The organism is Moorena sp. SIO3A2, from assembly GCF_010672265.1.
Taxonomy (GTDB): domain Bacteria; phylum Cyanobacteriota; class Cyanobacteriia; order Cyanobacteriales; family Coleofasciculaceae; genus Moorena; species Moorena producens.
This window is the reverse complement of record NZ_JAAHHC010000006.1, coordinates 186709-211744: the sequence shown is the minus strand read 5'-3', so window position 1 is coordinate 211744 and position 25036 is coordinate 186709. Positions and strand designations below refer to the sequence as shown.

The 25036-nt window shown below is 42.9% G+C and carries 18 protein-coding genes; 7 read left to right on the top strand and 11 right to left on the bottom strand.

Annotated features, from left to right (window positions below):
• Complete coding sequence (locus F6K64_RS08645; protein WP_154659656.1) at positions 1-162, bottom strand: hypothetical protein; 162 nt, start codon at positions 160-162, stop codon at positions 1-3.
• A gap of 762 nt (positions 163-924) precedes the next feature.
• Between F6K64_RS08645 and F6K64_RS08640 the strand changes: the two genes are divergently transcribed.
• The 5 genes from F6K64_RS08640 (at position 925) to F6K64_RS08620 (ending at position 8324) form a co-directional block, all read left to right on the top strand.
• Positions 925-2085: a phosphotransferase family protein gene (locus F6K64_RS08640; RefSeq protein WP_008178765.1), complete on the top strand. Its 1161-nt coding sequence runs from the start codon at positions 925-927 to the stop codon at positions 2083-2085.
• 107 nt (positions 2086-2192) lie between these two features.
• The gene (locus F6K64_RS08635; RefSeq protein WP_008178764.1) at positions 2193-3308 is read left to right on the top strand and encodes a T3SS effector HopA1 family protein; all 1116 of its coding nucleotides are present in this window, start codon (positions 2193-2195) and stop codon (positions 3306-3308) included.
• A 378-nt stretch (positions 3309-3686) separates the two neighbouring features.
• Positions 3687-4070: a hypothetical protein gene (locus F6K64_RS08630; protein WP_131827006.1), complete on the top strand. Its 384-nt coding sequence runs from the start codon at positions 3687-3689 to the stop codon at positions 4068-4070.
• 468 nt (positions 4071-4538) lie between these two features.
• Complete coding sequence (locus F6K64_RS08625) at positions 4539-4718, top strand: hypothetical protein (RefSeq protein WP_008178761.1); 180 nt, start codon at positions 4539-4541, stop codon at positions 4716-4718.
• A 354-nt stretch (positions 4719-5072) separates the two neighbouring features.
• Positions 5073-8324: a type 2 lanthipeptide synthetase LanM family protein gene (locus tag F6K64_RS08620; protein WP_008178757.1), complete on the top strand. Its 3252-nt coding sequence runs from the start codon at positions 5073-5075 to the stop codon at positions 8322-8324.
• A gap of 74 nt (positions 8325-8398) precedes the next feature.
• Here F6K64_RS08620 and F6K64_RS08615 read toward each other — a convergent pair whose 3' ends face one another.
• The 4 genes from F6K64_RS08615 to F6K64_RS08600 form a co-directional block, all read right to left on the bottom strand.
• Positions 8399-9136 carry a peptidylprolyl isomerase gene (locus F6K64_RS08615; protein WP_044492047.1) on the bottom strand — a complete coding sequence of 246 codons (738 nt, stop codon included), beginning with the start codon at positions 9134-9136 and terminating at the stop codon, positions 8399-8401.
• Positions 9137-9693: 557 nt separating this feature from the next.
• Positions 9694-11247, bottom strand: a complete 1554-nt coding sequence (locus F6K64_RS08610) for a beta-barrel domain-containing protein (RefSeq protein ID WP_008178749.1) — start codon at positions 11245-11247, stop codon at positions 9694-9696.
• 243 nt (positions 11248-11490) lie between these two features.
• Positions 11491-14229: a peptidase domain-containing ABC transporter gene (locus F6K64_RS08605; protein ID WP_008178747.1), complete on the bottom strand. Its 2739-nt coding sequence runs from the start codon at positions 14227-14229 to the stop codon at positions 11491-11493.
• Positions 14230-14233: 4 nt separating this feature from the next.
• Positions 14234-14827 (bottom strand): helix-turn-helix domain-containing protein, encoded by a 594-nt coding sequence (locus F6K64_RS08600; protein ID WP_044492126.1) that lies wholly within the window; start codon positions 14825-14827, stop codon positions 14234-14236.
• A gap of 53 nt (positions 14828-14880) precedes the next feature.
• Between F6K64_RS08600 and F6K64_RS08595 the strand changes: the two genes are divergently transcribed.
• The gene (locus F6K64_RS08595; protein ID WP_287262753.1) at positions 14881-15039 is read left to right on the top strand and encodes a hypothetical protein; all 159 of its coding nucleotides are present in this window, start codon (positions 14881-14883) and stop codon (positions 15037-15039) included.
• A 1303-nt stretch (positions 15040-16342) separates the two neighbouring features.
• Here the strand turns inward: F6K64_RS08595 and F6K64_RS08590 are convergent.
• The 5 genes from F6K64_RS08590 to F6K64_RS08570 form a co-directional block, all read right to left on the bottom strand.
• Positions 16343-16732 (bottom strand): RNA-guided endonuclease InsQ/TnpB family protein, encoded by a 390-nt coding sequence (locus F6K64_RS08590; RefSeq protein ID WP_008178744.1) that lies wholly within the window; start codon positions 16730-16732, stop codon positions 16343-16345.
• Positions 16733-16805: 73 nt separating this feature from the next.
• Positions 16806-17666, bottom strand: coding sequence for an RNA-guided endonuclease InsQ/TnpB family protein (locus F6K64_RS08585; RefSeq protein WP_008178741.1), 861 nt, complete (start codon positions 17664-17666; stop codon positions 16806-16808).
• 338 nt (positions 17667-18004) lie between these two features.
• Complete coding sequence (locus F6K64_RS08580) at positions 18005-19804, bottom strand: adenylate/guanylate cyclase domain-containing protein (RefSeq protein WP_229414267.1); 1800 nt, start codon at positions 19802-19804, stop codon at positions 18005-18007.
• A 580-nt stretch (positions 19805-20384) separates the two neighbouring features.
• Complete coding sequence (locus F6K64_RS08575; protein WP_008178737.1) at positions 20385-21167, bottom strand: HAD family hydrolase; 783 nt, start codon at positions 21165-21167, stop codon at positions 20385-20387.
• Between the two features lie 1644 nt (positions 21168-22811).
• Positions 22812-23018, bottom strand: coding sequence for a hypothetical protein (locus F6K64_RS08570; protein ID WP_008178736.1), 207 nt, complete (start codon positions 23016-23018; stop codon positions 22812-22814).
• Positions 23019-23361: 343 nt separating this feature from the next.
• Between F6K64_RS08570 and F6K64_RS08565 the strand changes: the two genes are divergently transcribed.
• Complete coding sequence (locus F6K64_RS08565) at positions 23362-23733, top strand: hypothetical protein (protein ID WP_008178733.1); 372 nt, start codon at positions 23362-23364, stop codon at positions 23731-23733.
• A 333-nt stretch (positions 23734-24066) separates the two neighbouring features.
• Here F6K64_RS08565 and F6K64_RS08560 read toward each other — a convergent pair whose 3' ends face one another.
• Positions 24067-24846, bottom strand: a complete 780-nt coding sequence (locus tag F6K64_RS08560; RefSeq protein ID WP_008178731.1) for a hypothetical protein — start codon at positions 24844-24846, stop codon at positions 24067-24069.
• Between the last annotated feature and the right edge of the window lie 190 nt (positions 24847-25036).

Here is a 25036-nt window from a genome sequence, read left to right as displayed (position 1 = left end):
CTACGCGCACGCTTGGCCTTTGGCCACGCTCCGCGAACGCGAACAGCTATCACCTAAAGGCTGACGGCTGACGGCTGACCGCTGAAGGCTTACCATCAACAAACGCGATGCTCTTAAGGCCAAAGGCCACGCTACGCGAACAGAGCCACTACGGGAAGGCATACATTAGAATCATAAAACGAATGCGATCGCATACATTAGAATCATAAAACGAATGCGATCGCATACATCAGCCTGTGATACTCAAAGCATAGATTTACCAGAATAAAGTGAAAATTATCCTTAATTTTCGGTCACCAATGTCATTTTATCCAGCAACCGTAGTCTACATAATTTACAAATAAATCATAAAACCCAGACCTCTATAATTTTCTATTCTTTTTAAATATTTTGATGACATAACTAGTTTAGTTATAGAGCAAATGGAATAGGAAGCAGGGAACAGGGACTAGGGAGTAGGGAGCAGCGATGCAGAGCGGTCTTGGGGGAAACCCCCGTGAGGCCACTGCATCGCTTTTGCAATTAGGCAAAAATTCGGGAGAAAATTCCCACACTCCTCACACTCCCCGCGCCCCCGCCCCGCGCCCCCGCCCCACACTCCCGATCTTTTTTACAAATATGAGATGCACCCTTTCCCCATCTCGCTATCTCGCTATCTCGCTATCTCCCGACCCTCCCCACACTTCCCACATTTCCCACATTTCCCACATTTCCCACATTTCCCACATTGATCACATTTACCACACTTACCCTGAATAGTTTAGGGACATAAAAGTTTTAGTTGCGTCTGTTTTTAAGCAGAAATAATTGGCAGAATAACTTTCTTTTTACCTATACTACTGAATATAGTATTTTTCCTATTAATAAGGTTTTAAACACCTATTTTTACCCTGTTCCCTGTTCCCTGTTCCCTGTTCCCTAATTATGACATTCATATTAAACTCTCATAATGTTTTTGACTATCTAGCTGCTCGTGGTTTATGCAATCCCTCCGAGCAAGCTCTCAGTAAAATTGAGCCACTGGAAGCCAAGAACTTTAACTTATTGCTGACCTTTCCAGATGGTCATAAGCTGCTCGTAAAGCAGGAGCGACATAACCAGGAAGGGAAAGCCGCTGGTGAGTTTTTGAATGAATGGCGAATTCAAGAATTCTTACAGCAATTTCCAGAACTTGCTAACCTCCGCTCTTTGATACCAGAGGTGCTGCATTTTGATGGTGAGAATTCCATTATGGTTTTCCGCTATCTCGATGACTATCGGGATTTAATGGATTTCTACGCCAAGGAAAATATCTTTCCTCCAGAGGTTGCTGCCACCATCGGCACCCTTTTAGGAAAAATCCATCATCATACATTTAATCGTAAAGACTATCAAGATTTATTCTGTAGTGAAACCGATAATATAACCACTGACCAAGTGCCTAGATTAGTTAACAGTTTAGAACGAATTGGTCCGGAGATTTTTGGTGCGGTACCTGCTGACGGGCTGAAATTCTTTGCCCTTTATCAACGATACGATAGTTTAGGGCAAGCGATCGCACAACTAGGCAATGGTTTTGCCCCCTGCTGTCTGACCCACAATGACCTAAAGCTAAATAATATCCTTCTGCACCAAGATTGGGAGCATGAGAGTACCAGCATTGTCAGGCTAATTGATTGGGAGCGCTGTAGTTGGGGAGACCCAGGGTTTGATTTAGGAACACTGATCAGTAGCTATGTCCAAATCTGGCTGAGTAGCCTAGTTATCAGTAAATCTTTAAGTATTGAAGAATCCCTAGGTTTAGCCATGACCCCCTTGGAACAGCTCCAGCCTTCCATTGCTGCCCTAACTAAAGGGTATTTTGAAACCTTTCCAGAAATTTTAGAACACCGACCTGATTTTTTGCGGACAGCAGTGCAATTTACCGGTTTTGGTTTGATTCAACGGATTCGGGCGATGATTGAGTACCAAAAATCCTTTGGTAATGCCGGGATTGCCATGCTTCAGGTTGCCAAGACCTTGTTGTGTCGTCCAGAAAAATCCATGCCCACAATTTTTGGCCCTGCTATTGCTGAATTAATTCAACTCAGTCCTTCCGCTGTTTAAGACACTTATAGCGTTTTTCATAGCTATGAGGTACACAGGATTTTTTCCCTACTCCCTACTCCCTACTCCCTACTCCCTACTCCCTACTCCCTACTCCCTACCAAAGCATGATCCAACTACTTGATTCTAGAGAAATTCAACTATCCCAAGTCGCCAATCAGCAATTACTAGATGTTCTAGACGATATTGTTAACAAAGTAAAAATCCAATCAGACTTCTCTATTCACCATTCAGATTACAAACCGTTGGAAATTCCAGCCGAAGCTGTGGAACGTTTTCAACGGATGCCCGAAGAGATGCAGCAAAAATATATCAGTCTGCAACTGCGGAGTTTTCTCTATGGTATTTATTACAATGGCTCAATGCGAGATACTCTCGCACCGGAAGCAGATACTGAAGCTGCGCCACTAGACCTAGAGAACAATACCATCCTGGGAGTAGATGTGGGATTTTATCAGCGACTCCACGACAGCAATAGTGGCAAAGGCTACTTTGACCCTGGTTGGTCTGTTCTCAGAGAAGAAAGTGATGGCACTTTGGCTGTGACTAAGGGAGGATTGAGGCTGCATATTGAACGGGAGCAGCATCTGCCAGCATCCCAGCAATCTGCCACCGTCGGGGATTCAGTAGCAATCCGTATGCCTAAGAATTTGGTGCAAAATGGCTTTTATATGGCCGTTGGCAATCTAGAAGCAAATCGTCCGCAAACAGACCAGTCAGTGACTGTGCGAATTTACTTCAACTTGACTCCTGACGGTGCAGTTGCCGTAATGGGTAGCTTAACCCAACAGCTGAACGACATGGAAATTCCGTTCCACTTTAAAGTTTTGTACAATCCCAAGGACTACGAACGACACGATTCGGGGGTACTCTACTTTGATAAGCGTAACTATGACGCTGTTGAGGGAGTTTTAAAGACTGTTTATACAGAGCACCAATCTCATTTTCAGCCAGATGTTCCCCTATTTACCATGGAGCTAGCACCAGGTTTGGGGTTAGCAGAAGAACCAGACCAAAAATTTGCCGAACAGGAAAGCTTTGGCATGAATCGCTGTCAGATTGTGGCCAATGGGTTGTTGGAAGCTTGGCATCAAGGGGATGATTCCACTGAAGGAAGGATGAAGGCTATCCTTGGGCAATTTTCTAGGCTGGGGATTGACTTGGAGCGTGTTTATCTGAATGCCAATTCTGAAGATATTTACACATCATTAAATTTCTCTTAGTCGAAGTAATCAAAAATTAAACCTTTTTTGGATCTACCGAACCTAGTATGCATAAAAACGCTGAAATTACCACTAAATATGATTGGGTATTATATTTATAATAAATCATTTTATCAAGAACTAAAACTCCCGCCCCATAAGGATTATAATAATTAGTTTTTCAAAGTTTTACATAGCCAGTTCGGTAGAGCCTAAAAAAAAAGGTTTACTTATGACATCAATAAAATAAAAAAAACTAAACCAACTCAATTAATCCAAGTATGATTCAAACAGAGATCAAAAATTACTAATTGATTCCTATAGCAATCCTAAATTAATTGTGATAATTTTTATTCCCTACTCCCTACTCCCTGCCTCACTTGGGTAGGTTTTTTACATTTGGGCGACTACGTACTGGCACTCTTGTTGAAATTTCGCCAAATATGTCTGTCGGAAAATCTCCCAGAATTTCCACCGATTACCGACCCATCTCCCGCTCTTCCCCTCCTGGTCGGGGTTAGGGGTGGGTTCCGATTACCCATTCCCCATTCCCCATTCCCCATTCCCCATTCCCCATTCCCCATTCCCTATTACCTATTACCTATTACCTATTACCTATTACCTATCTCCAAAGTAAAAAACCTACCCTTGTCAGCTACTCCCTGCTCCCTGCTTCCTACTCCCTACTCCCTACTCCCTACTCCCTGCTCTCTGTTCCCTGCTCCAATGCCTTGGAGGCGATCGCAAACTACTCTGGAATTCTGGATGCTGGGTTTGAGGTAATCCCCGTCAAGTCTTTCCCAGTGGATCCGGTAGGGGGTAATCCAATTCCTTTATTAATTTAATTATAATAGGGTAAATGTTGACTGTATCAACCTAGGACGAAAGTGCCTTAACCAATTACTGGTAGAAACTAATCTTAGTCTTTTAGTCCAAGAGTAGTCTTGGACTATTTTTTATGTTTTTTCTCAGCTTCACTAGTTTTGTGGACATAACTAGTTTAGTTGATTCACTAAATTAGAGAGAGGTTAAGTATCAGAATAATGGTAAAGGTTAATTGTGAGCTATGAATAGGTTTAGCAGTAGGTAACTACATCTAATTTAGTGACAAAAGTGTTTTTGGTTTAGCATCAATAAGCTATAAAAATCCTAGACAGACTAAATTAATTTTAATAGGATAAAAATAGGAATCAAAAATTACTAATTGATTCCTGATCAACAACACAAATTCATTATTGGAGCAAAACTCAAATGGCTAACATCAAAGTTAATAACATCAAACCTGCTGGTGCTGAGTTGTTCGGTGATTCTGAAAGTTTTATCAAGGATCTCCAAGACAACGAACTTGAACTAGCAGGGGGTTCGGAGTGCCCTTCTCCATTCCCCACTTCACATCCTGGTAACTGCCCTACAGGCACTGAAGTTTTCTGATCCATTTGCAGCCTATAGCTTAAGCTTAGCACAGGGAGTAGTCACACACAAAAGGGCTTCAGCCTTGTGTCAAGTTTCCTACAGCAGGAGTTGCAGCGGTTTCGATACCTGGCACCAGTGACATGGATTAGGGAGGTTAAACCTCCCTGATTCGCAGCACTACCAGGTTCAAGAGATTATTCATTTATTTATTTGAGCGAACGGGACAAAATCTCCGATATAGCGTTTATCGCAGTTATGAGGTACAGTTTTATTTGATGTTGATTCCCTATATTGATGCAGTGATCTCTATTATCTTTTCCCTATTCCCTATTCCCTGTTCCCTGAAAAACCAGAACTTTGTACCTCATAGCTATGATAATTGCTATAAATGAACTGAGTATGGAAATAACAGCAGTAGAATTATCACAAATAGCTACTATAGCTACCAATGCAGCCTTTCTTTCAGAGTGCTTAAATTGTCCTTTTGAACGGGATTTTAATCCCCATAAGCTTGACCAAAATCTCATTGAAGAACGCCTCAAAACCTGGTGTAAACTCCTGGGAGGAGAAGACAGACTTAAGAAGCGCCTTCAGTGGAATGGATGGGACTTAAACACAGTCCGTATTTTACTGGGAACAGCGGATGTGATTGATAATCCTACTTTGCCACCTTGGGCGGAAACCCTGAAAGAATTAATTGAAAGTGGCGCAATTACCTTACTCGGTATAGAGGGAGAATATAAATCACCAATTGACTCCCAAAATCCCTTACCTTTTGAAGATTTTTATCTTCCCTTTATCCTAGTAGCACAGCGGAAACTATACACTGGTTTATCGGCAACTCGCCCTCTGGAATTGCTGAGTCGAGAAGCCTGGAAAGCCCTAGAAAGGAGCCTCCTACAAAAACTGGTTGATTTAGGGGCAAAAACCTTACTATTTGAATTTTACAAATTTCGGGAAAGTCAGCCCTCTTATGAAAAGATCGATTCCCAAGAAAGCCAAAGTAAAGCTTTGTATTGCGCCTTGATCCAAAACCTTCTCCAAGATGGGGGACTGGCATTTTTTCAGCAATACCCAGTCCTGGCTCGCTTGATAGCCACAACTATTAACTTATGGGTAGAATCTACTACTGAATTTATCCAACGTCTACAAGAAGATTTATCGGCAATTGAACTTATCTTTTCTGACCGCAAAAGCTTAGGAAAAGTTGAAAATGTTGAGACTGCTTTCTCAGAACCTCATAATGGGGGACGCTCTGTATCAGTTCTTACCTTCTCCTCGGGTGTAAAAGTGGTATATAAGCCCAAAGATTTGGGTCTAGATGTTGCTTTCAACCAGTTGCTAGACTGGTGCAACCAAAAGGATACCTCTTTACCCTTCCAACTAACCAAGATTCTTAATCGTCAGGGATATGGCTGGGTTAAATTTGTTGAGCAGCAACCTTGTGAAGATAAAGCTGCAGTCCAACGCTTCTACAAAAGAGCAGGAATGCTATTATCTCTCCTCTATGTCTTAGGCTCAAGTAAATCTCACAAGACCAATGTCATTGCCAGCCGTGAATATCCAATTATCATCAATGTTGACACCTTAATGTCTCCTATAGAAAAAAGTTTTAGTGAATCAGAAAACTGGTTCAAATACTCAGTTATAAAGACAGGCTTTTTACCTTCTTGGGAAGGTAATTTAGCCTCAGCAAATACTCGAGACTATAGTGATATTGGCGGTATTTACCCCCAGCAAATTAATTCCTCAATAGAGTGGAAATTTATTAACACAGATGGGATGCAATTAACTCCCAAAACTACTATTATTCCGCCTCGGAATAATGTCGTCGTGCTAGAAGAGGAAACCGTCTGCCCCAATGACTACCTTGAAGAGGTAGTGACGGGTTTTGAGGAGATGTATCGCCTCCTAATCAAACATAGGGAAACTCTCCTAACCGAGAATAGTATTCTATCAGGCTTAAAATCATTAAATTCTCGATTTATTCTGCGCCCAGCTAGGGCCTATAGTGTTATCTGTAAGCATAGCCTCAACCCACAATATTTGCGTAGCGGAGTTGACTATAGTATTGGAATAGACACTCTCAGTCGAACCTACTTAACTGCTGAAGAAAAACCGGAAGCTTGGGTAACTTTGCCAGCGGAAATCAAATCTTTACAACAGCAAGACATTCCCTATTTCACCGTATCCTGTAATAAGGATACCTTAGATGTTGGACTAGACCAACCCATCAAGCACTTTTTCAAAACTTCTAGTTACCAACAACTAATTTCTAGGCTTCAGAGTCTGGATCAACAAGATTTAGCCCTGCAAATTAAATTAATTCGGGGAAGTTTTTTGGCCAGGTTTGCTCATCTGACAAAAAAGAATGTTGCACCCCAGGCGGATTCTTATCAATTTCTCCCACTTACCCCTGAACAACTACAGCAAGAGGCACTCTCAATTGGCAATCGTCTTATCGCCAATGCGATTATAAATAATGACAGCTGCAACTGGATTGCCATAGAGTATATGTTTAATGCCAAGCGCTATCAACTCCAGGCGTTGGATGATTCTTTATATCAGGGGCGCGCTGGAGTTAGCCTATTTCTAGCAGCCTTAGCAAAACTTACTGGCAAAAGCGAATTTCAAAAAGTAGCTCTAGCAGCTCTCTCTCCTTTACGCCAGTCTCTTCAGAACACTAAAACTACCGGAAGATTAATTCAGTCTGGACTCGGTGTGGCAGGATTGGGTGGGATAATTTACAGTCTGGTTAAAATTAGTCAGTTTCTCCAAGAGCCAGCCCTCCTCAAAGATGCCCAGCAGGCAGCAAAACTGATCTCTCCACAGGCGATCGCTGGTGACCAAACGTTGGATATTTTGGGTGGAGTAGCTGGGGCAATTCTGGGCTTATTATCCCTCTACCAAGAAACAGGTGAGCCAGCTATATTGGATACAGCGATCGCCTGTGGCAATCGTCTCTTATCAAAACGAAGTAATACTGTCCCGAGGGCGTGGAAGACAATTTGTAAAATCCCTTTAACGGGATTTTCTCACGGTGCAGCGGGTAATGCTTTGGCCTTATTGCGGTTATATGCTGCTACAGCAGACACTGCTTATTTGGAAGCAGCACAAGAGGGAATTGAATATGAGCGGAGTGTCTTTGACCAATCTGCCCGAAATTGGCCAGATTTCCGTTTCTTGGAGAAAACTAATCAAATTAGCTTCATGCACACCTGGTGTCACGGAAGTGTTGGCATTGGATTAGCACGTTTGGCAAGTTTATCCATTCTAAAAATAGAAGAAAATTATGCTGACATTGAGATAGCTTTGGAAACCACGCAGAACTACAGCAGACCGAGTAGAGATATAGACCATCTTTGTTGCGGGATATTAGGCAGAACCGAACTATTTGTCGTCGCCTCCCAAAAACTTGGCAACCAAAATTGGCTTAAAACTGCTAGGAAGCAGGCAGCATGGGTAGTAGAAAGGTCAAAAGAACATGGAGGATATACTTTTTTCTTTGATTTCCCTAACTCGCTGTTTAACCCTAGTTTTTTCCGAGGTACAGCAGGGGTAGGGTATCAGTTGTTACGCTTAGCATCTCCAGAATTGTTGCCTTCAGTGCTGATTTGGGAGTAGAGTACCGTTGAATGGTTCTGTTGCGAAAACGCTCTCGCTCTTGTAGTAAGTAACTCCACCCCACTATTTAGTATCTACTCTATTTGCTTAATAACTTCAACTTCCCCAATCTGTCCCTTCAACCACCCAGTAAACAAATCAGACACAATCTGAGCACGCAACTTCCCATCCAATTCCGATTTAACAATCTCCTCAACCAAAATTAGATGCACTCCCTGAGAACTCACAATCGGTTTAAGCAACTGTGGCGGCTCAGCCGCAAACACAGCCGCAGAAATTTCCGGCTTAAACTCGTGACGCTTAACGATTCCCCGATATCCTCCAGAGCGCCGTAACTCAGTATCCTGGATGTATTCGTGAGCAATCTCATAGAAACTTGTCTCCCCTTCATCCAGGGCATAAAACAGTTCCATGGCTAGGTCTTTATCATCTAAAACGACTTCGTAAATAACGGCAGCAGCATAATCCAGCTGATGTTCAAAGAAATAGGGTTCAACTTTATCCGCAAACAGATGTTGAACTAACTTATTAGCTATCAAATTAGTGTAAACTACTTCTTCAAAATCATCTAAAGACATACTATAGTTTTGCAGCCATGCCCAAGTGTCCTCGGAATTCTCAAGTTTGTTCATTAACCGGAATTGGTCGGCTGCCTGTTGAAGGTCTTCAATTTCTACACGGATGCCAGCACTTTCCGCAGTAGCGGCAATAACCTTGCGGGTAACAATCCCTTCAATCATGTCAGGGATTTTGTAGGATAGCTTGACTTGGTTAAAAATATCTTCCGTGGTAATCGTAATAGCTGGTAACATGATTTTTTTTTGGTAATTTTTGATTGGAAATTTAGGGAGTAGGGAACAGGGAACAGGGAACAGGGAATGGGGAATAGGGAATAGGGAGCAGGGAGCAGGGAGTAGGGAGTAGGCAAGAGGCAAGAGGCAAGAGGCAAGAGGCAATAGGCAAGAGGCAAGAGGCAATAGGCAAGAGGCAAGAGGCAAGAGGCAAGAGGGAAAAAATCTTGTGTACTTCATTACTATGAGAAATGTTATCAGCGCGTTTATCGCATTTATGAGGTACGCTTTATTGCCTCAAAGTCCCCCTTATTAAGGGGGATTTAGGGGGATCCCTTCCTCATGGGAGAGAAAACTGTTACATATAGCATTTTTGCTCATTGTGTTGATGCAGTCGCTGATTATAGCACTACCGATTAAGGTGAGGACATTGATACAAGTAGAAAAGCTGTGATAGTAAACTTTTGCCTTTTGCCTTTTGCCTTTTGCCTTGCCCGTAGCGCTATATGTCCAACTCCGCACACTTCCCTCTCTTTCCCTATTCCCTGTTCCCTGTTCCCTGTTCCCTTCAGATAGCACTACAATTCCAAACCCCCCTGTTGCAATTTCTTAAATGGATCCAGAACTAAATCAATAATCCGACGCTGCCGGACAATGACTTCTGCTGTTGCGGTGTCCCCTGGGCGGAGAGCAATACATTCCTTTGGTGTGGGCATACAGGTTTTATTGAGCTGAATTTCTAAGTCATAAGTAGGCACTTTACCCTGCTCTGTTTCTGTAAGCTTGGAGGTTGGAGAAATCTTGATTACCTTGCCTTCTACTACCCCATAGTCTTGAAAAGGATAAGCATCAAACTTCATTTTTACCGCCATTCCTTCCCGTAACGACCCACTTTCTGAAATAGCGATCTGGGCTCGCAGGGAAAGGAACGACCCCTTTGGAGCAATCTCGACTATAGTGTCTCCAGGTTGCACCACAGCTCCAGCACTTTTGATTGGTGACTGAAACACTATTCCCTCGATCGGAGCCGCTAACATCCTTTGCTTTAACTGAATTTCCAAGGATTTAATCTGACTTTTCGTCTGAGATGCTTCTGCTTTGAGGGTAGTAATTTGGGTTTCTATATTTTTCAGTTGTTCCTCACTTTTTAGTAAAGCCAGTTTACCAGAATGAACTAAAGTTTTATAACTCCGTTCTTGCTCTTGCAAGCGCAGGCGAGATTGTTTAATATCAGCCGATGCTTGATGAATCGTCTTTTGATAAGTACCTTGTTGTTCTTTCAGGCGAGACTGAGCTTGTTTTATTTCTAATTCAGTTCTGATTATAGTTTTCTCGGCTTCTTTGGCTGACTGTTGCACATCTAAAAAGCGTTCTTTTGACAAAACCCCCTCTTTATAAGCGTTTTGGTAACGGGGAATTTTTTCCTGAGCACTTTCTAAACGAATGGTTTCTAATTCATAGGCAACCTTGCTAGATTCAATAGCCTGCCGTGCCTGGTCTATTTGTGCCAACAGTTCTTCCTTTTGTAAACTGTAGGCGAACTTGAAGGCTTCCAGATTCTGCCGTGCTTGCTCGACTTGCGCCTGTTTTTCTAACTCTTGAGCTTGGTTTTGTTGCTCCTGGGTACGCAGAGCCAGTATCAATTGGTTTTTCAGCACCTCTAATTGATTCAGCCGATTCTGTTGCCCTTCTAATTTTTTTTGTTCCTGCTGAAGTTCAGTGCTAACTAACTCCGATTCCAGTTCTAGTAAGGTTTGACCAGCCGTTACCAATTCCCCTTCTTTGACCTTAATTGCTGCTACGGTTCCTGCTACTGGCGCATCAAGTTTGATGGTTTCCCCCGTAGGTTCCAATCTTCCTCTAGCTTTCCCCGTCTCATCCACCTGAGCGAATATCGCCCAAGGTAAGGCAATACCAATAAATACTATCAAAAAATAGAGTAATCCCCTTGTCCAAACCTGAGGTAATGTATCAAGCAGTTCCTTAGTCGCATAAGACCATTCATGACCCTGGAGTCGTTGATCATTCCTAGGTTGAGAAGTCGTTTCTTGGGTGAGTAACTCCTGATAGGGACCCTGGTCTGGAATAGTTTGAGTAGGACTATGTCCATTCAATGTATGATTTTCAGGCATAGCAGTATTTTGGATTGTTGGCTAAAGGATTCAAAAAAAATTACGGTAGATTAAATCAGCTGAGGCAGGGCTGGGGAGGATCGAGCCTTGGGGATGTTGTTAAGGGTGTTGATCCCCCTAAATCCCCCTTAATAAGGGGGACTTTACCGATTCCTCCCTGTTCCCTGTTCCCTGTTCCCTGTTCCCTGTTCCCTGTTCCTGACTTCTGACTTCTGACTTCTGACTTCTGACTTGCGCGTAGCGCTATAGCTGCTGCTGATTGAGATAGAAATAATGTCCTCGCTTTGCCATTAAGTCTTCGTGAGTACCGCTTTCAATCAAGACCCCTCTATCCAGGACTAAAATCAGGTCAGCTTTGCGTACCGTAGAAAGACGGTGAGCAATAACTAGGGTGGTGCGGTTTTTGAGAATAGTATTGAGATTGGTCTGAATAATCCGCTCTGATTCCGCATCCAGGTGGGAGGTGGCTTCATCGAAAATTAATAGGCGGGGATTTCCCAAGAGGGCGCGAGCAATGGCTAAACGCTGTCGCTGTCCCCCAGACAACATCCCTCCTCCCTCCCCAATCTCGGTTTCATAGCCCATGGGCAGTTTTTGGATAAATTCATCGGCACCGGCCAGTTTTGCTGCTGCCATAATTTCGTCTAAGGTGGCTGAGGGATAAGCCAGACCGATGTTTTCTCGAATTGTCCCTCCAAACAGAAATGTATCTTGATCCACCACACCAATTTGCTGGCGCAAGGAGCCTAAGGAAAGACTGGTGATATCTTGCCCATCAATCAACACCTTCCCATCTGAAGGAAGATACAGCCCCAACATCAGCTTGGAAATAGTGCTTTTCCCGGAACCACTGCGCCCCACTAGGGCTACCATTTGCCCTGGTTTGACCTCAAAACTAAGATTTTCCAGAACATTGCTCTCACTTTCTGGGTGATAGCGGAAGGTGACCTGATCAAAGCGAATGTGACCGCGCAACTCAGGTAATGATTGCCGTGCCTGATGGTGCAAATCTTCTTCTGGTTGGTAATCCAGCACATCATTGATGCGCTCCATGGCAATCACGACTTCCTGAAATTCATTCCACAGTACCGTGATCCGCTGGAAAGGCCTGATCACCTGACCCAGCAACATATTAAAAGCAACCAATTGCCCAATGGTGAGCTGATTTTGAATCACCAACCATGCCCCAAACCAGAGCAGTGCGGTAGTGGCTAACCCCTCGATCGTATTGCTGAAAATCTGGAGTCGATTGCTAATAACCTGCCCAGAAAAGTTAGTTTTAACTTCTTTATTTAATAACTCTTCCCAATGCCAGCGTACGGTTTGCTCAACTGCTGTAGACTTGACAGTGCGGACACCAGAAAGTACTTCAATCAGATAACTACTTTCTTTTGCGATCGCATTAAAGACTTCCCGAGAAATTCGTTTTAAAAACGGTGTAGAAATCAACGCCAGCAGGAAAAAAGGTGGCACAATTACCAAAATTAGCAGCGCCATCTTCCAACTGTACCAAAACATCAACCCCACATAGATAAAAACTGTTAGTAAATCTAGCAGGATAGATAACGCCTCACCGGTGAGAAACCGCTCAATTTTACGATTTTCCTGAATCCGGGAGGTAATATCACCCACAAAACGAGACTCAAAGAAACCCAAAGGTAATCGCAAGGTATGGCTGATAAACCCGACAATTAGTGCTAGGTCTACCTTATTCGCGGTGTGGTCAAGCAAGTATTGCCGCAACCCGGTAATCGCAACCCGAAACATAGTAAACATCAGCAATCCTAACCCCACAGCCGTTAGGGTGAGGGTGCTCCGTTGCACCACTACTCGGTCTAAAATTATCTGGGTAAATATCGGTGTAATCAGACCAAATATCTGGATCATCAGGGAAGCAAAAAACACCTCCAGCAACACGACACTGTGAGGCTTTACCAACTCAAAAAATTGCCAGAAGGAGGTCTTACTTTCTTTGGTATCCTTCAGGATTGCTGTGGGTTCCAGTAGCAGTGCATAACCAGTCCAATCCGCTTTGAATTCCTGATGGCTCAGAGTTTTCTGACCAAGACCAGGGTCAGCAATTACCACATGCTTGTTGGTAATTTCATAAACAACAATAAAGTGTTTTCCTTCCCAGTGGACAATAGCAGGTAGCTGTTGTTTTGCCAGTTGATCCAAACTAGCTTTCACCGGTCGAGTGGAAAAGCCAATACTTTCCGCCGCCGCTGATAGTCCCCGCAATGAAGCGCCATTACGGTCGGCATTGGAGATATCTCGCAAGCGATTAACACTGAATCGTTTTCCCCAATAGCGACCGATCATCACCAGACAGGCAGCACCACAGTCAGAACCACTCTGTTGGGCAAAAAACGGATAGCGCCGGATCACTCGCTGCCACAAATGACCAACTTTTTGAGTAGGGCTAGGAAAGTAAGCTTTGCTAATGGTTTGCTTGGGCTTTTCGTCTCCTGAGGTGGGGATGTCTTTCTTCTCCGCTACTCTTTCTACTTCCCCCACTCTCCCTTTCTCGGCTTCTGCCAAAGGACTCTCCGACGGCATCAGCAGGGAATTTTGCCCTTGGGCCTGACGATAAAAATGTTCGCGGATTTGGGGATGTTTGCTAATTAGGGGAAATAACAGTTCCGGAGTTAGATAACAAAGCTTGGTTTTGAGGGAAGCTCTGGCTGAGTAGCACTCAAAAGACTCCTCTGGAAAGAAAGTACACTCCCCAAAGGAAGCTCCGGCTTCTAGATTGGTAATTAACTCCCCGGCGCTATTAATCAGTCTGACCTTTCCGGAAATCACAATATAGACCCCAGCCTCGGCGTCTGTTGACTGCCAAAATTGACCGACCGTTGGCTCGCGATATTTGATTTGTTTGAGACAGCGTGATAGTTCTGGTTCTGAAAGAGAATGCCCTAGAGTATGGGCGAGCTGCTGAGGGGAAATCAGTGGATTAGATGTGGATGTATGTCGAACCATAATCTCATGCCATGTTGCTGGGATTGAATAGCCAAAAACCATTGGACTCGGAGTCATTAGCGGATTTCAGGTCAGAAATTAAGATGCTGTGACCATCCTTTTCCCGTCCCCTAGGGGATTTAACCTCTGTCCGTTTTGGTATAGTCGATAATCCCATGTCCTTGAGCAATCGTTGCAGGTGGCGATTGCTCAGTTCAATCCCGAATTCTTTTGCCAGATGTTTGTTCAACCAATTCACTGTCCAGCGGCGAAAGGAATAACCATAATCCCGGGGACTCTGGTTAATCAGTTCTTTCAAACGGTCTAAATACTGCTCATTGACTGCCTTGGGGCGACCAATTGGACAATCCTGCCATTGGTGAGCCATCCCACTACGAGCAATATGCATCCAATGTCTTACTGTTGCGGCACAACACCCCAAGGTTTGACAAATTTCCGTTTGAGATTTGCCCTGATCTGCCAATAACATAATTTGAATCCGCTGACGGTAGGACTCATGTAAATCCTCTTCTAGACTTTTTTGGAGTAGTTTGCTTTGGAATGGTGTTAAATAATGACTTTTAAGAATTTTGGCTTCTTTACCTTGCTCGTTGTTCATATCAATCGGTTTTCTATGTACAACAGCCCTAAATTGGGCAGTTTTAACATTCATTGAATGTAAGCTATCAGCCGTCAGCTATCAGCTTATGTGCTACGCACACGCTACGCGAACAGCGGTCAGTAATCAGCTATCAGGTATCAGCCTATGGGATAGGTCCCAGCGTTGAAGCCTGTGCCACGCTACTTGAGGTGCTATCAGCTCAAGGCTGACGGCTGACGGCTGACGGCTGACTGCTTAGTAATGAGCTATTTATAAACCCTATATAAACCCCAATAATTAATCGAGCACAATCAACTTACACTTCCAAGACAGATAATTTGAACCTTGATGTAAGTAATTAGGAGTTCAATAATAGTTGAATCAAATCTTGGTATTGATGGCTGAAGTATCTCCCACAAAAGATTATATAATTAGTCGGATTAAAATCAAAATTTACCATTAATAAATTCTGAAATATTGTCCATATTTGCTCCACACATATGGACTAATAATTGACAAAAATTAACAGAATATTAAAAAAGTTTATCCGAGTAATTATCACTAAAACAATGGTTATATAAAGGTTATCGCTTTCACGAAAAATTAACTAAAACTTTAACTCTATAAAGCTTTGATAAAAAAAACTTTTATCAGATAAAATTCCATAGTTTATTCCTTTATCCACAATGGATGTAATCTGTAATTATCAGGGGATTGGAATTAGCCACTAGCCGGGACCTTAGCACCGATGAAGTGAGCATCACTGAAGGCTGACAAGGCTGCTTGTCACACCTGAATGCTATAGCTAGTTTTTTGATTGGAGTGGAAGCCTGAGTTAATGCAGTTCCCTGGGTAAGACTTTAAAGGTGAGTGTCATACTTCACCATGTGCCCCATGAGCTGAGTGTCTTGGTCCGCAAACCATTACGATGGCTGCAAGCTGCTACATGTATAAGCAATCTTGAGTTGGTAGTAACGGCTTCTTTACCTATTATTCTTAATCAGAGCTAATGCTGACAGTACCCAAAAGGGTACTGTTTCACTGCACTTTCTGTGTTAAGGCAATATCGATTGATAGCAGTTCTCAATTGAAAACTGCTATAAACCACAACTAGGATTACATTAAAAATCTGAAGGGGGCTTGGGGAAAACTGGTTGAGCAAATTTTGCTTTTGCGATCGCATAACGTAAGCATTCAGCGAATGCGCTACGCGCACGCTACTTGAGGTGCCATCAGCCATCAGCTAGCAGGCGGTTTAACTGCACGGGCTCGGATCAGTAAAACGAGCAGGGATTTTCAACCAGCCGTACCAGCACCCCCCAGCTTGTTTACTACCGACCGTTGATTAGCATTAGGCATTAGGCATGATAGCTGACAGCTGACGGCTGAATGCTTGCTGCGTCACCTTTGTCGCCCACAGTAGCTCAATCTGCTAGATTAATTTGCCACAAACCATACCAATTTCTGACTGCCAACCATACTGTAGAGAGCAATCCCGCCAGGCTCAAAGTCAAACCACTTTGACACTCCCCGCTAATCGCGAGACGGGGATTCTTGGTTCAACGAGGCAACTTGCTTTGACAGGTTTTCACCAGCAAAAGTAGAGGTTCCCTCTCCCCAAGCGTTTGGATCATTTAAGATCAGAGTTCCGGTGTGCCCCACCGTACTCAAGGCTCTTTCCAAAATATTGATTGCAGCATTATGGTCTCTATCTAGAGAACAACCACACTGACAGACATGGGTTCTAGTTGATAGAGACTTTTTGACTACTTCACCACAATTAGAACACTCAGCAGAAGTATACGCTGGATTAACTGCAACAGTTACTTTGCCAAACTTAGTCCCAAAATGTTCCATCCATTTCCGGAATTGATACCAACCTGCATCATTAATAGATTTGGCAAGATAGTGGTTCTTTACCAAGTTTTTAACCCTTAAATCGACCTAGGCGACCAGGTCGTTTGACCGGACTACGCAACCTGCCGGAGACGAAACCTTAGAAGAGTGCAGCCTTACAACAAAACCTGCCACCTTTGATGCATAGCCTATCAACTATAAAGGCTGCACTCTTCTTGCGGTAACTTCTAACCAGTCTCTTGGCATGTTCTTCACGCTGCCTACTTATTTTAAGGTGTGCCTTACCTAGTCTGTTAATTGCTTTCTTTCGGTTAGCAGAGCCTTTCTTTTTCCGGGAAACCCGACGTTGATAGAATTTTAGACGCTTTTCTCCTTTTCTATAAAATCGAGGATTGGGTACAGTATTGCCATTGGAGTCAGTGTAAAAATCCTTTAGTCCAACGTCCAGGCCAATAGTGGTTCCTGTTGCTGGAACAGACTCATTAATATCGATCTGAATGCAAAACTGAACATAGTACCCATCTGCTCGACGGACTATCCTGACTCTCTTGATCAGCTTTTTGTCAAAGCGCCATAAGTCCCACGTACCCTTGAGCTTGAGTTTTCCTATTCCTTTTTTGTCACTAAAAATTATTGATTTTTTGTCTGGGCATAACTTCCATCCAGTAGTCTTGTATTCCACTGAGTGACAATGTTTTTTGAATCTAGGAAATCCTTTCTTACCAGGAATTTTATTTTTGCAGTTGTCATAGAAACGGGCAATTGATGACCATGCTCGTTCAGCACTGGCTTGACGAGCCATAGAGTTCAATTCATTGGCAAACGGTAATTCTTTAGCTAAGACGGCACAAAGAGCACTTAAATCAGTTTTCTTGACTCCTTTATTGTCCATCCAATAACGGATGCATTTATTTCGAATAAATTTAGCGGTTTTTATAGCTTCATCTATCGCATCATATTGTTTTTGCTTCCCGTATGCCTTGAACTCTATCACTATCATCACGTATCGACCTTTTCTGCTTACTTTATTCTACACCACACTGCAATATTCATTCCGGTATCTCCTAGACTGATTATAGTAAATGAGTAGTTTAAATCAGCTTAAACCCTTAAATAGCAAGGGATTCAATAAACTAAAAATACATTGTCTTGATGCAATAACGAGTGGTTTTGGGTCTGTGTGCGGAACACCGCGACGCACCTTGTACGCCCCGTGGAACGGCAGTCGCTCATGGGGGTTTCCCCCAAGACCGTGCTGCATCACTACCAAAAATCCCTATATACGACGCTTGCCTCTTGCCTCTTGCCTCTTGCCTCTTGCCTTTCCCTAGCTGACGGCTAACTGTTGATACCTAACGCCTTATATTCACTTCTATCATTTATCGACTTGTATAGAGAATCAAGCATTTTATTTACCTCTGGAGGTTGGGATGTAAAACGGATATAAAAACCTTTATTTTCTGGTTCAATTGACGTCACTTTAGCATAGATATCATCACTATATTCTGCTTGGTATTGATTTAATATATTCAGGCTTATATTACTTAGCTCTACCGGGAAATTCTCTCTTATTATCTCATAGGAACGCACTTTCGCTCCCTTAGCTGAAAGCTGAACTAAACTTCCAAGAAAAAGATTTTTACCGATATGCTTTTCTTCCAAAATTTTGTAGGTGAGTGGTATGGCTTTAGGAAGGAAAAAAAATTCTTCATCTTCTTTAGGTAGAAAGAGATTATAGTCATCACCAATACCCACAACTTGATAGATAGTAATTGGCTGTTTAACCCCTTTTGGTTGTACCTGTTTGTGCCCGTGAGTAATCACGATTGACTTAACCTGTTCAAAGGTAGATTGTGAAATAAGAATTTGACCACCTATGGTATAGGATTCAATGCGATAGGTTAAGTTGACTTGGCTACCCACTACACTGTAATCGGTGCGTTTTTCCGAGCCAATATTACCCACCACAACATCACCTGTGTTGATACCAATACCCATTTCTAGAGGTGGATAGCCCCACTCATTCATCGTTTCGTTGACAGGAACCATTGCCAATTGCATCGCCACAGCACAAGCCACTGCCCGTTTTGTATCGTCTTCTCTCGCCGTAGGAGCACCAAACAAAACCAAAATTCCATCACCCATGAACTTATCAATGGTTCCTTGGTATTTAGTAATCACCTCTGACATATGTTTCAGATAGAGATTGAGAATTTTAACCACTTCTTCCGGAAGCAATCGTTCTGATAGCGCTGTAAATCCTCTTAAATCAGAGGTTAGTATGGTGAGAGTTTTGCGCTGGCCTCCCAGTTTCAATTCTTCGGGTTTTTCCAGTAACTTATCTACCACTTCCTTACTCAGGTAACGCCAAAAAATCTGACTAATGATTTGATTCCTTTTTTCTAAATCTTGGTTAGCTTCAGCCAAATCAGCCGTGCGTTCCCTAACCCGCCTTGTTAATTCCTTTGCTGTTTGACGCAATCTACCGATAACCAGAATTAGCCCTGAGAGTGCCAACACAGATAGTCCTCCTAAGGTGATAAATGTACTCCTCAGACCCATTTGTGTGTGTACCACAAATTTGTCTAGAGGCTGAATTATTTCCAAAACACCTCTGACATCTCCTACTTTCCAATCCATTCTGGGACTATCCGGATGGCTGTTATGACAAGCAATGCAGCTATGCTGCATAATGATGGCTTCTGCATATCGAAATGAAGAACGACCTTGGATCTGCTCTTGGCGAAAAAATGACTGAGTGGGATATTTTCTCAAGAATCTGAGTGCATCCCATTCAAAATCATCTTTCGGACCCCCTTCACCTTGTCGATTGGGAAAGGGATAGTCACTGTAAAGCCTGATTAAAGCTCCCGTATCATTGGCACTGATGCGCGAACCCAGTTCTATCACATAGGTAGCTGGATTAGGAATTCCCCCTTTTTTGGTAGTGTAGTCATGGGTAACGGTAATCCCATCAACAGTTTTAGCACGAGTAACCACCTCAGTACTGTAGAGGTTACGTGCCTCATTAATAAGTTGAGCGGATAAGGCTGAATACTCTAGTGCGTGGGATTCAATTAGATCCATTGACAGACGAGACATACTTGAGAGGGCAATTCCCACTCCCAGGCAAAACATGATCGTTAGAACCAGGATTATTCTCTGAAAAATTTGGTTTAGTAACCAGTTCCAGAATTTAAAAATTAGGTGTCGCATCCCATAGAAACCCTAACCGAAAAGCGTTTTATTCAAAATCCCTTTCACCCCTGGTTGAGAAGACAATCTCAGAGGTGATAGTTATAGAGTTCTCTGAAATGCTGCCAAAACCTAAATTTCGCTTCCAGAAGGACTAATACCGTAAGCATTCAGCCGTGAGCTTTTAGCTCACGCTACGCGAACAGCTAGCTGTCAGGCGTCAGCTTTGTGGCACAGGCCACAAGCGCTGTAACATAACTCAAATTAAATGAATGCTTAAGTCTTTTATTTAAAAGACTTAACTCACATTAAAAGAATGCTTACCTCTTTTATTCAAAGGTGCGCTTTCCGCATCTAATTATTAAATGCCCCACGGGTCGCACCTAAAAGCACCGATTGCGCTACTTGAGGTGCTGCGCGAACAGTAGCACCATCTGTAGCGCATTAGCTGATAGCTGATAGCTGATAGCTGATAGCTGATAGCTGATAGCTGATAGCTGATAGCTTACCTAATACCTAATAGTTAATCGAGCCAATTTGAAAAATCCTGGGAAAATTGCTCAAGAGACAACAACTGAATTCTCGGGTCATGACCAGCAGATTCTTGCTCAGCTTTGGTGTTGTAGCCCCAATCAGCTAGATACAGTTTCACCGGTTTGAGGTCTGGCTGCTGTTGCACAGATTGAAGGGTCTTGAGCCGATCTTCCACAAACCATAGTGTTACGGCTTCCCCTGGAAAAGTTTCAATTAATTGTCGTAGGGTTTGATGTTTGGGTCGTTTGGACTCCTTGCCAATAATCCTCTCTTGTGGTAAGTTAATACCTTGTTGCTGCAATAGCTGCTTGATGAAGCGTCCTTCTTTAGTAGAAACAATATATAGCTGTGTGGTATTTGTAGAAAGTATTTGATCCAACCGCTCAATCACACCAGGATAAAATTGGTGTAGACTCAACCAAGCATCTAAATCGGTGGTAATCCATTTATCCCGAATAGTGTCTAACTGCTTAGCTATATCGGTTCTGTCTAAGGTCTCGGAATTAACGATAGACTGGGCAACTGCTGACCAATCCTGCAAAATCTTCTCTTCTGAAATACCGAGAATCAGCGCGTGAATCAATATTGGCATTTCCCAGCCGGTTTCGATCACAGGTCGTAAGCGGTAGAAGCTAGCTGCTAAATTCTCGGGTGGTGTTTGACTAGCGGGTTTCCAAATTTGACAGTATGTACGCCACGCGGTCTGAAAATACTCTAATAGTCCGTTACACAGAACACCGTCAAAGTCGAGAGCCAGAATTGTGGGTACCATTTCACTTAATTAATACTTATGAATACTACAAATTACTATACTCAAGATTAAGGGAAAAAAGTCAAAGATTTTACCTTTACATTTTCCCCTTAATCTTTACCATTATGCAATATAGCAATCCGATCTGATTCGTGAAAGAAATGGGCTGCTTTAAGGCAGAAGGCAGAAGGCAGCTATGCTGAAGGGACCGGAGTTGGAACTAGTTTTTAAGAAGTCCAGTGATTTTACAAATGATTTAGGATTGCTATAATAGATAGCAAGGTTTTAGTGAATTGGTATAATTTTATAGCACCCTATCAAGTGATATAGCAATCCGATCTGATTCGTGAAATAAATGGGCTGCTTTAAGGCAGAAGGCAGAAGGCAGCTATGCAGAAGGGACAGGAGTTGGAGCTAGTTTTTAAGAAGTCCAGTGATTTTAGAAATGATTTAGGATTGCTATAGTCTCTATGCAACTCCAGCAAATTTAAGAAGATCGACAATACCAAATATGCCTGGATGTGAAGCCAGTGTTGGTCTCCAATCCTGGTCTTGATTTAGATATAGCAATTATCATAGCTATGAGGTACACAATTTCGGGATTTTAGGGAACAGCAGATCACCGGAACAGCGGATCTGGGAAGAAAAAAGAGGGAATAGGGAATAGGGAATAGGGAATAGGGAATAGGGATGCGCTGCATCAAGAGGTGCGACCCGTGGCGAATTTAATAATTAGATGCGGAAAGCGCACCTAACAGGGAATCAGCTTCCAAGAAGACTGTACCTCATAACTGTGAGAAACGCTATAAGACATACGGTTTAATCCGTAGTGCTCTCGAAACTGCTTGTCCTGATGCTAGACTAAAGGTCAGATGCCGCAACAGGTTTCGCTGAGCTCGATAAGAGGGGGAAGGAAAAAGCCTGCCAAACCTACCATCGTAGAATCTGGATCTTGGGGAACATCTCTTAGATAGAGTCGGCCATGTCTGGTCATTGCGTTTCTTGTGTGTTGTTTACTCGTATTTTGAGTATGGAAAACGCCACCAGCTTTGGACAGTACCCGTGTGGGTACCTTTTTTGAAAAGGCAAACGTCATGTATGCAAAAGTCCCTCTTTGGTCAGAGTTTCAGAATTTGATCTTGGTGAGGGACTGCTGGCTTGGGAAATATGCGTTCCCGTAGCGTGGCCTACGGCCAATCGCATTACTGACTAAATTACTCAATTACTATAGCGCTATATATAAGTGAGGAGCTCTCAAGGTATATAGCGTTTTCATTTCACCTGAAAATGCTATACTTGTTAATCCAAACCACTATTCCTCCTCAAGGAACCATAAAAACTAATAGGAGTCACCACCTAATCCAGGGTTTTTGAGATCAAGTTTTTCGATCAGCCCTTGTCCTGTGCCCATCGGGTGCATCTCATATTTGTAAAAAAGAAGGGAAGTGTGGGAAGTGTGGGGCCCGGGCGCGGGAAGTGTGGGAATTTTCGCGCGAATTTTTGCCTAATTGTAAAAGCGATGCAGCGAGGTAGCGCGGTCTTGGGGGAAACCCCCGGAGATGAAACCTGATTACGTTGAGCCAATGAGCGTCGGCAGGTTATGGGTATTTGGTTTAAGTTATGTGAATAAGGCTCAACTGTCTTACGGTAACTTCAAACCACTCGCTATTGCATCAAGACAGTGAGATGCACCCTGGCCATCACAATAAGGATAAAGGTAAAGGGAAATTTTTCGGGTTCATCCCAGGTTACTGTCACTCTAAATCTTGACTCTTGGTCAGAGCAATAACTGAAAAAACTCGCTTCCTCGTAAGTTATTCCCGCCTCACTGGTGTGGGGATATAAGTCAAGATAAATTGGCCATAAATTCAATTAGTCGTTAACTAAAGTATAACTTAAAAAAACTAATTGCAAACTATGGATTTTTTTAAAATTTAAGCGTTATAACATTGCATAACTGACTAAATACTACCAATCCATGTTCTTTTTAGAGAATCAACTACGACAGCTACAGCTACATAAATTTAGCGTTTATATCACCAGACCTATTACCTTGGGATACCAATGGTAATAAGTTATTATCCCACGGGATAAATTCTCAAGAGCAAACCCTAAGAGGATTTGTTCGTTGTAGACTACAACGAATTTTAGCGAATCCATTTTTCATCAATTACCATAAAGAAAATAAGAGCTATAATAAACTTAGAGGTACAAAATGAATACTTGGGTAAAGTCAGAAGCTGCGTACCTAGAAAATCATCGCCCTTGGTACGAGGGACCTCATGGAACTTGCAATCTCCTCAAACCCACTCTCATCCACATGGGAGACGATAAGCCACTTCATTTGATGTTCCCTGTCCATTGGACTGAAGCTATAGATGCCTTACCTCAAGCTAAAACAATGGCACGGCAACTCAATGGGTTCTTAGTACTACTGCTTTATGGACAGGCATCTGACCAAGAAATTCAATCCTTGGTACTAGAATTAGCAGAATCCCAAGTTCTCCCCCTATGGCTAGGTTGGCAAAATAGGAAAAGGTTCGACCGCATTGTAGCAATGCTTTCCAATCATTCTGAGCTTAATTGATGTCAGTGCATATGATGTCAGTGCATAGTCAGGGTGCATTCAAGCAATTCAGCATTGATCTTGACAGTGCTTGCATACTTTGTGACGATAATTCTTTAAGAATCAGACCTTGAATTATTGAAGCAATAGAATTATTGAAGCAATCCACATCAACATTATGAACAGACTAGAAACACTCCAGCTGAGGTGATTAGGGCTTTTATTAAAACATTACGTCGTAAGATTCCGGTTTGACTAGTAAGAAAAGATAATGACTAACCCTTGATATGACTTAACTATCAATATCTAGGAATTAGCCATTACCAAGTTTTTTTGGTAGCTATCTGATCACGACTACTCGAGTGAAGTTTTGGGTGACCGTCTTTCCATAGCCTTTTTTACAGTGACCATCTGAGACATCAGATGCTGAATTTTAGTGTAGAGTTGGTCAAACTCATCACGATTAAGGGAAGTTGGGTTAATCTGTGGCTCCTGAGCAGCATTGGGTGGAGCATAGGCTAGAAATGATTGAACCGATGGAAACCTAGCCGTAGCTGCTCGCACGTCCAAGTCGGGTTTAGTGGGGGGTTTAGTGGATGGTTCATGGTCCACTGCTTGAGTGTTAATGATTACTGGTTCAGTTACCGACCCAGTTTCGGGAATCGGATGGTAGGTTTTGGGCAAGGGTTCAGAACTGACTTGCTCAAGATTGGTAATTGGCTGGTAGTTGTCGTTCAAAGATACTGAAGTGTCTTTATCTGAGGTAAACTCCCTGAGTCCAGAAGCATCTAACCTAGAGTCTGAGAGCTGAAGTGTCTCTAACAATTCCTCCTTTTTCTTGAGATTTTCCTCAAGACCGGATAACTGTGCCTCTATATCAGACCGGTTGCGGTCAGCGGAGCGCCATCCAGTGATCGCCACCGTAGCAGTTCCTAGAGTCACACTTAGTAGCGCTGCTAAGCCCAAGTAAGGTGGAGCTACGTCCATTAGTTTACCATCAAACACTGGCTCCTCTTGCACTTGGATATTCAAAGGTTCAGAGCCAAACCAAGCCAGTGGTATGGTTAGGACTGCAAACAGTGCAGCTGAAAATACGATCGGTTTCAGGACAAATTGTTTAATCGGAGATGTCATAATCAGTAGTTTCCTTGGATAGTTGCCGCATAAGCCATTTAACCTGAGCCGTGCAAAACTCTGCCAAGTTTTGATCAAATTGTCAAGAGTTTAGTCTTTGGCTCACTACTTATCAGTGGTCAGCGGCAGAAGTTTTTTGTAGCTACACCCCTTAATACTTTCGCTTTTCTTTAAGTTAATCCGTAGTGAG

Coding starts and splice junctions, on each gene's coding strand:
- F6K64_RS08645 (WP_154659656.1), bottom strand. CDS start 162: ATGCCTTCCCGTAGTGGCTCTGTTCGCGTAGCGTGGCCTTTGGCCTTA.
- F6K64_RS08640 (WP_008178765.1), top strand. CDS start 925: ATGACATTCATATTAAACTCTCATAATGTTTTTGACTATCTAGCTGCT.
- F6K64_RS08635 (WP_008178764.1), top strand. CDS start 2,193: ATGATCCAACTACTTGATTCTAGAGAAATTCAACTATCCCAAGTCGCC.
- F6K64_RS08625 (WP_008178761.1), top strand. CDS start 4,539: ATGGCTAACATCAAAGTTAATAACATCAAACCTGCTGGTGCTGAGTTG.
- F6K64_RS08620 (WP_008178757.1), top strand. CDS start 5,073: ATGATAATTGCTATAAATGAACTGAGTATGGAAATAACAGCAGTAGAA.
- F6K64_RS08615 (WP_044492047.1), bottom strand. CDS start 9,136: ATGTTACCAGCTATTACGATTACCACGGAAGATATTTTTAACCAAGTC.
- F6K64_RS08610 (WP_008178749.1), bottom strand. CDS start 11,247: ATGCCTGAAAATCATACATTGAATGGACATAGTCCTACTCAAACTATT.
- F6K64_RS08605 (WP_008178747.1), bottom strand. CDS start 14,229: ATGGTTCGACATACATCCACATCTAATCCACTGATTTCCCCTCAGCAG.
- F6K64_RS08600 (WP_044492126.1), bottom strand. CDS start 14,827: ATGAACAACGAGCAAGGTAAAGAAGCCAAAATTCTTAAAAGTCATTAT.
- F6K64_RS08585 (WP_008178741.1), bottom strand. CDS start 17,666: ATGATAGTGATAGAGTTCAAGGCATACGGGAAGCAAAAACAATATGAT.
- F6K64_RS08580 (WP_229414267.1), bottom strand. CDS start 19,804: ATGTTTTGCCTGGGAGTGGGAATTGCCCTCTCAAGTATGTCTCGTCTG.
- F6K64_RS08575 (WP_008178737.1), bottom strand. CDS start 21,167: ATGGTACCCACAATTCTGGCTCTCGACTTTGACGGTGTTCTGTGTAAC.
- F6K64_RS08565 (WP_008178733.1), top strand. CDS start 23,362: ATGAATACTTGGGTAAAGTCAGAAGCTGCGTACCTAGAAAATCATCGC.
- F6K64_RS08560 (WP_008178731.1), bottom strand. CDS start 24,846: ATGACATCTCCGATTAAACAATTTGTCCTGAAACCGATCGTATTTTCA.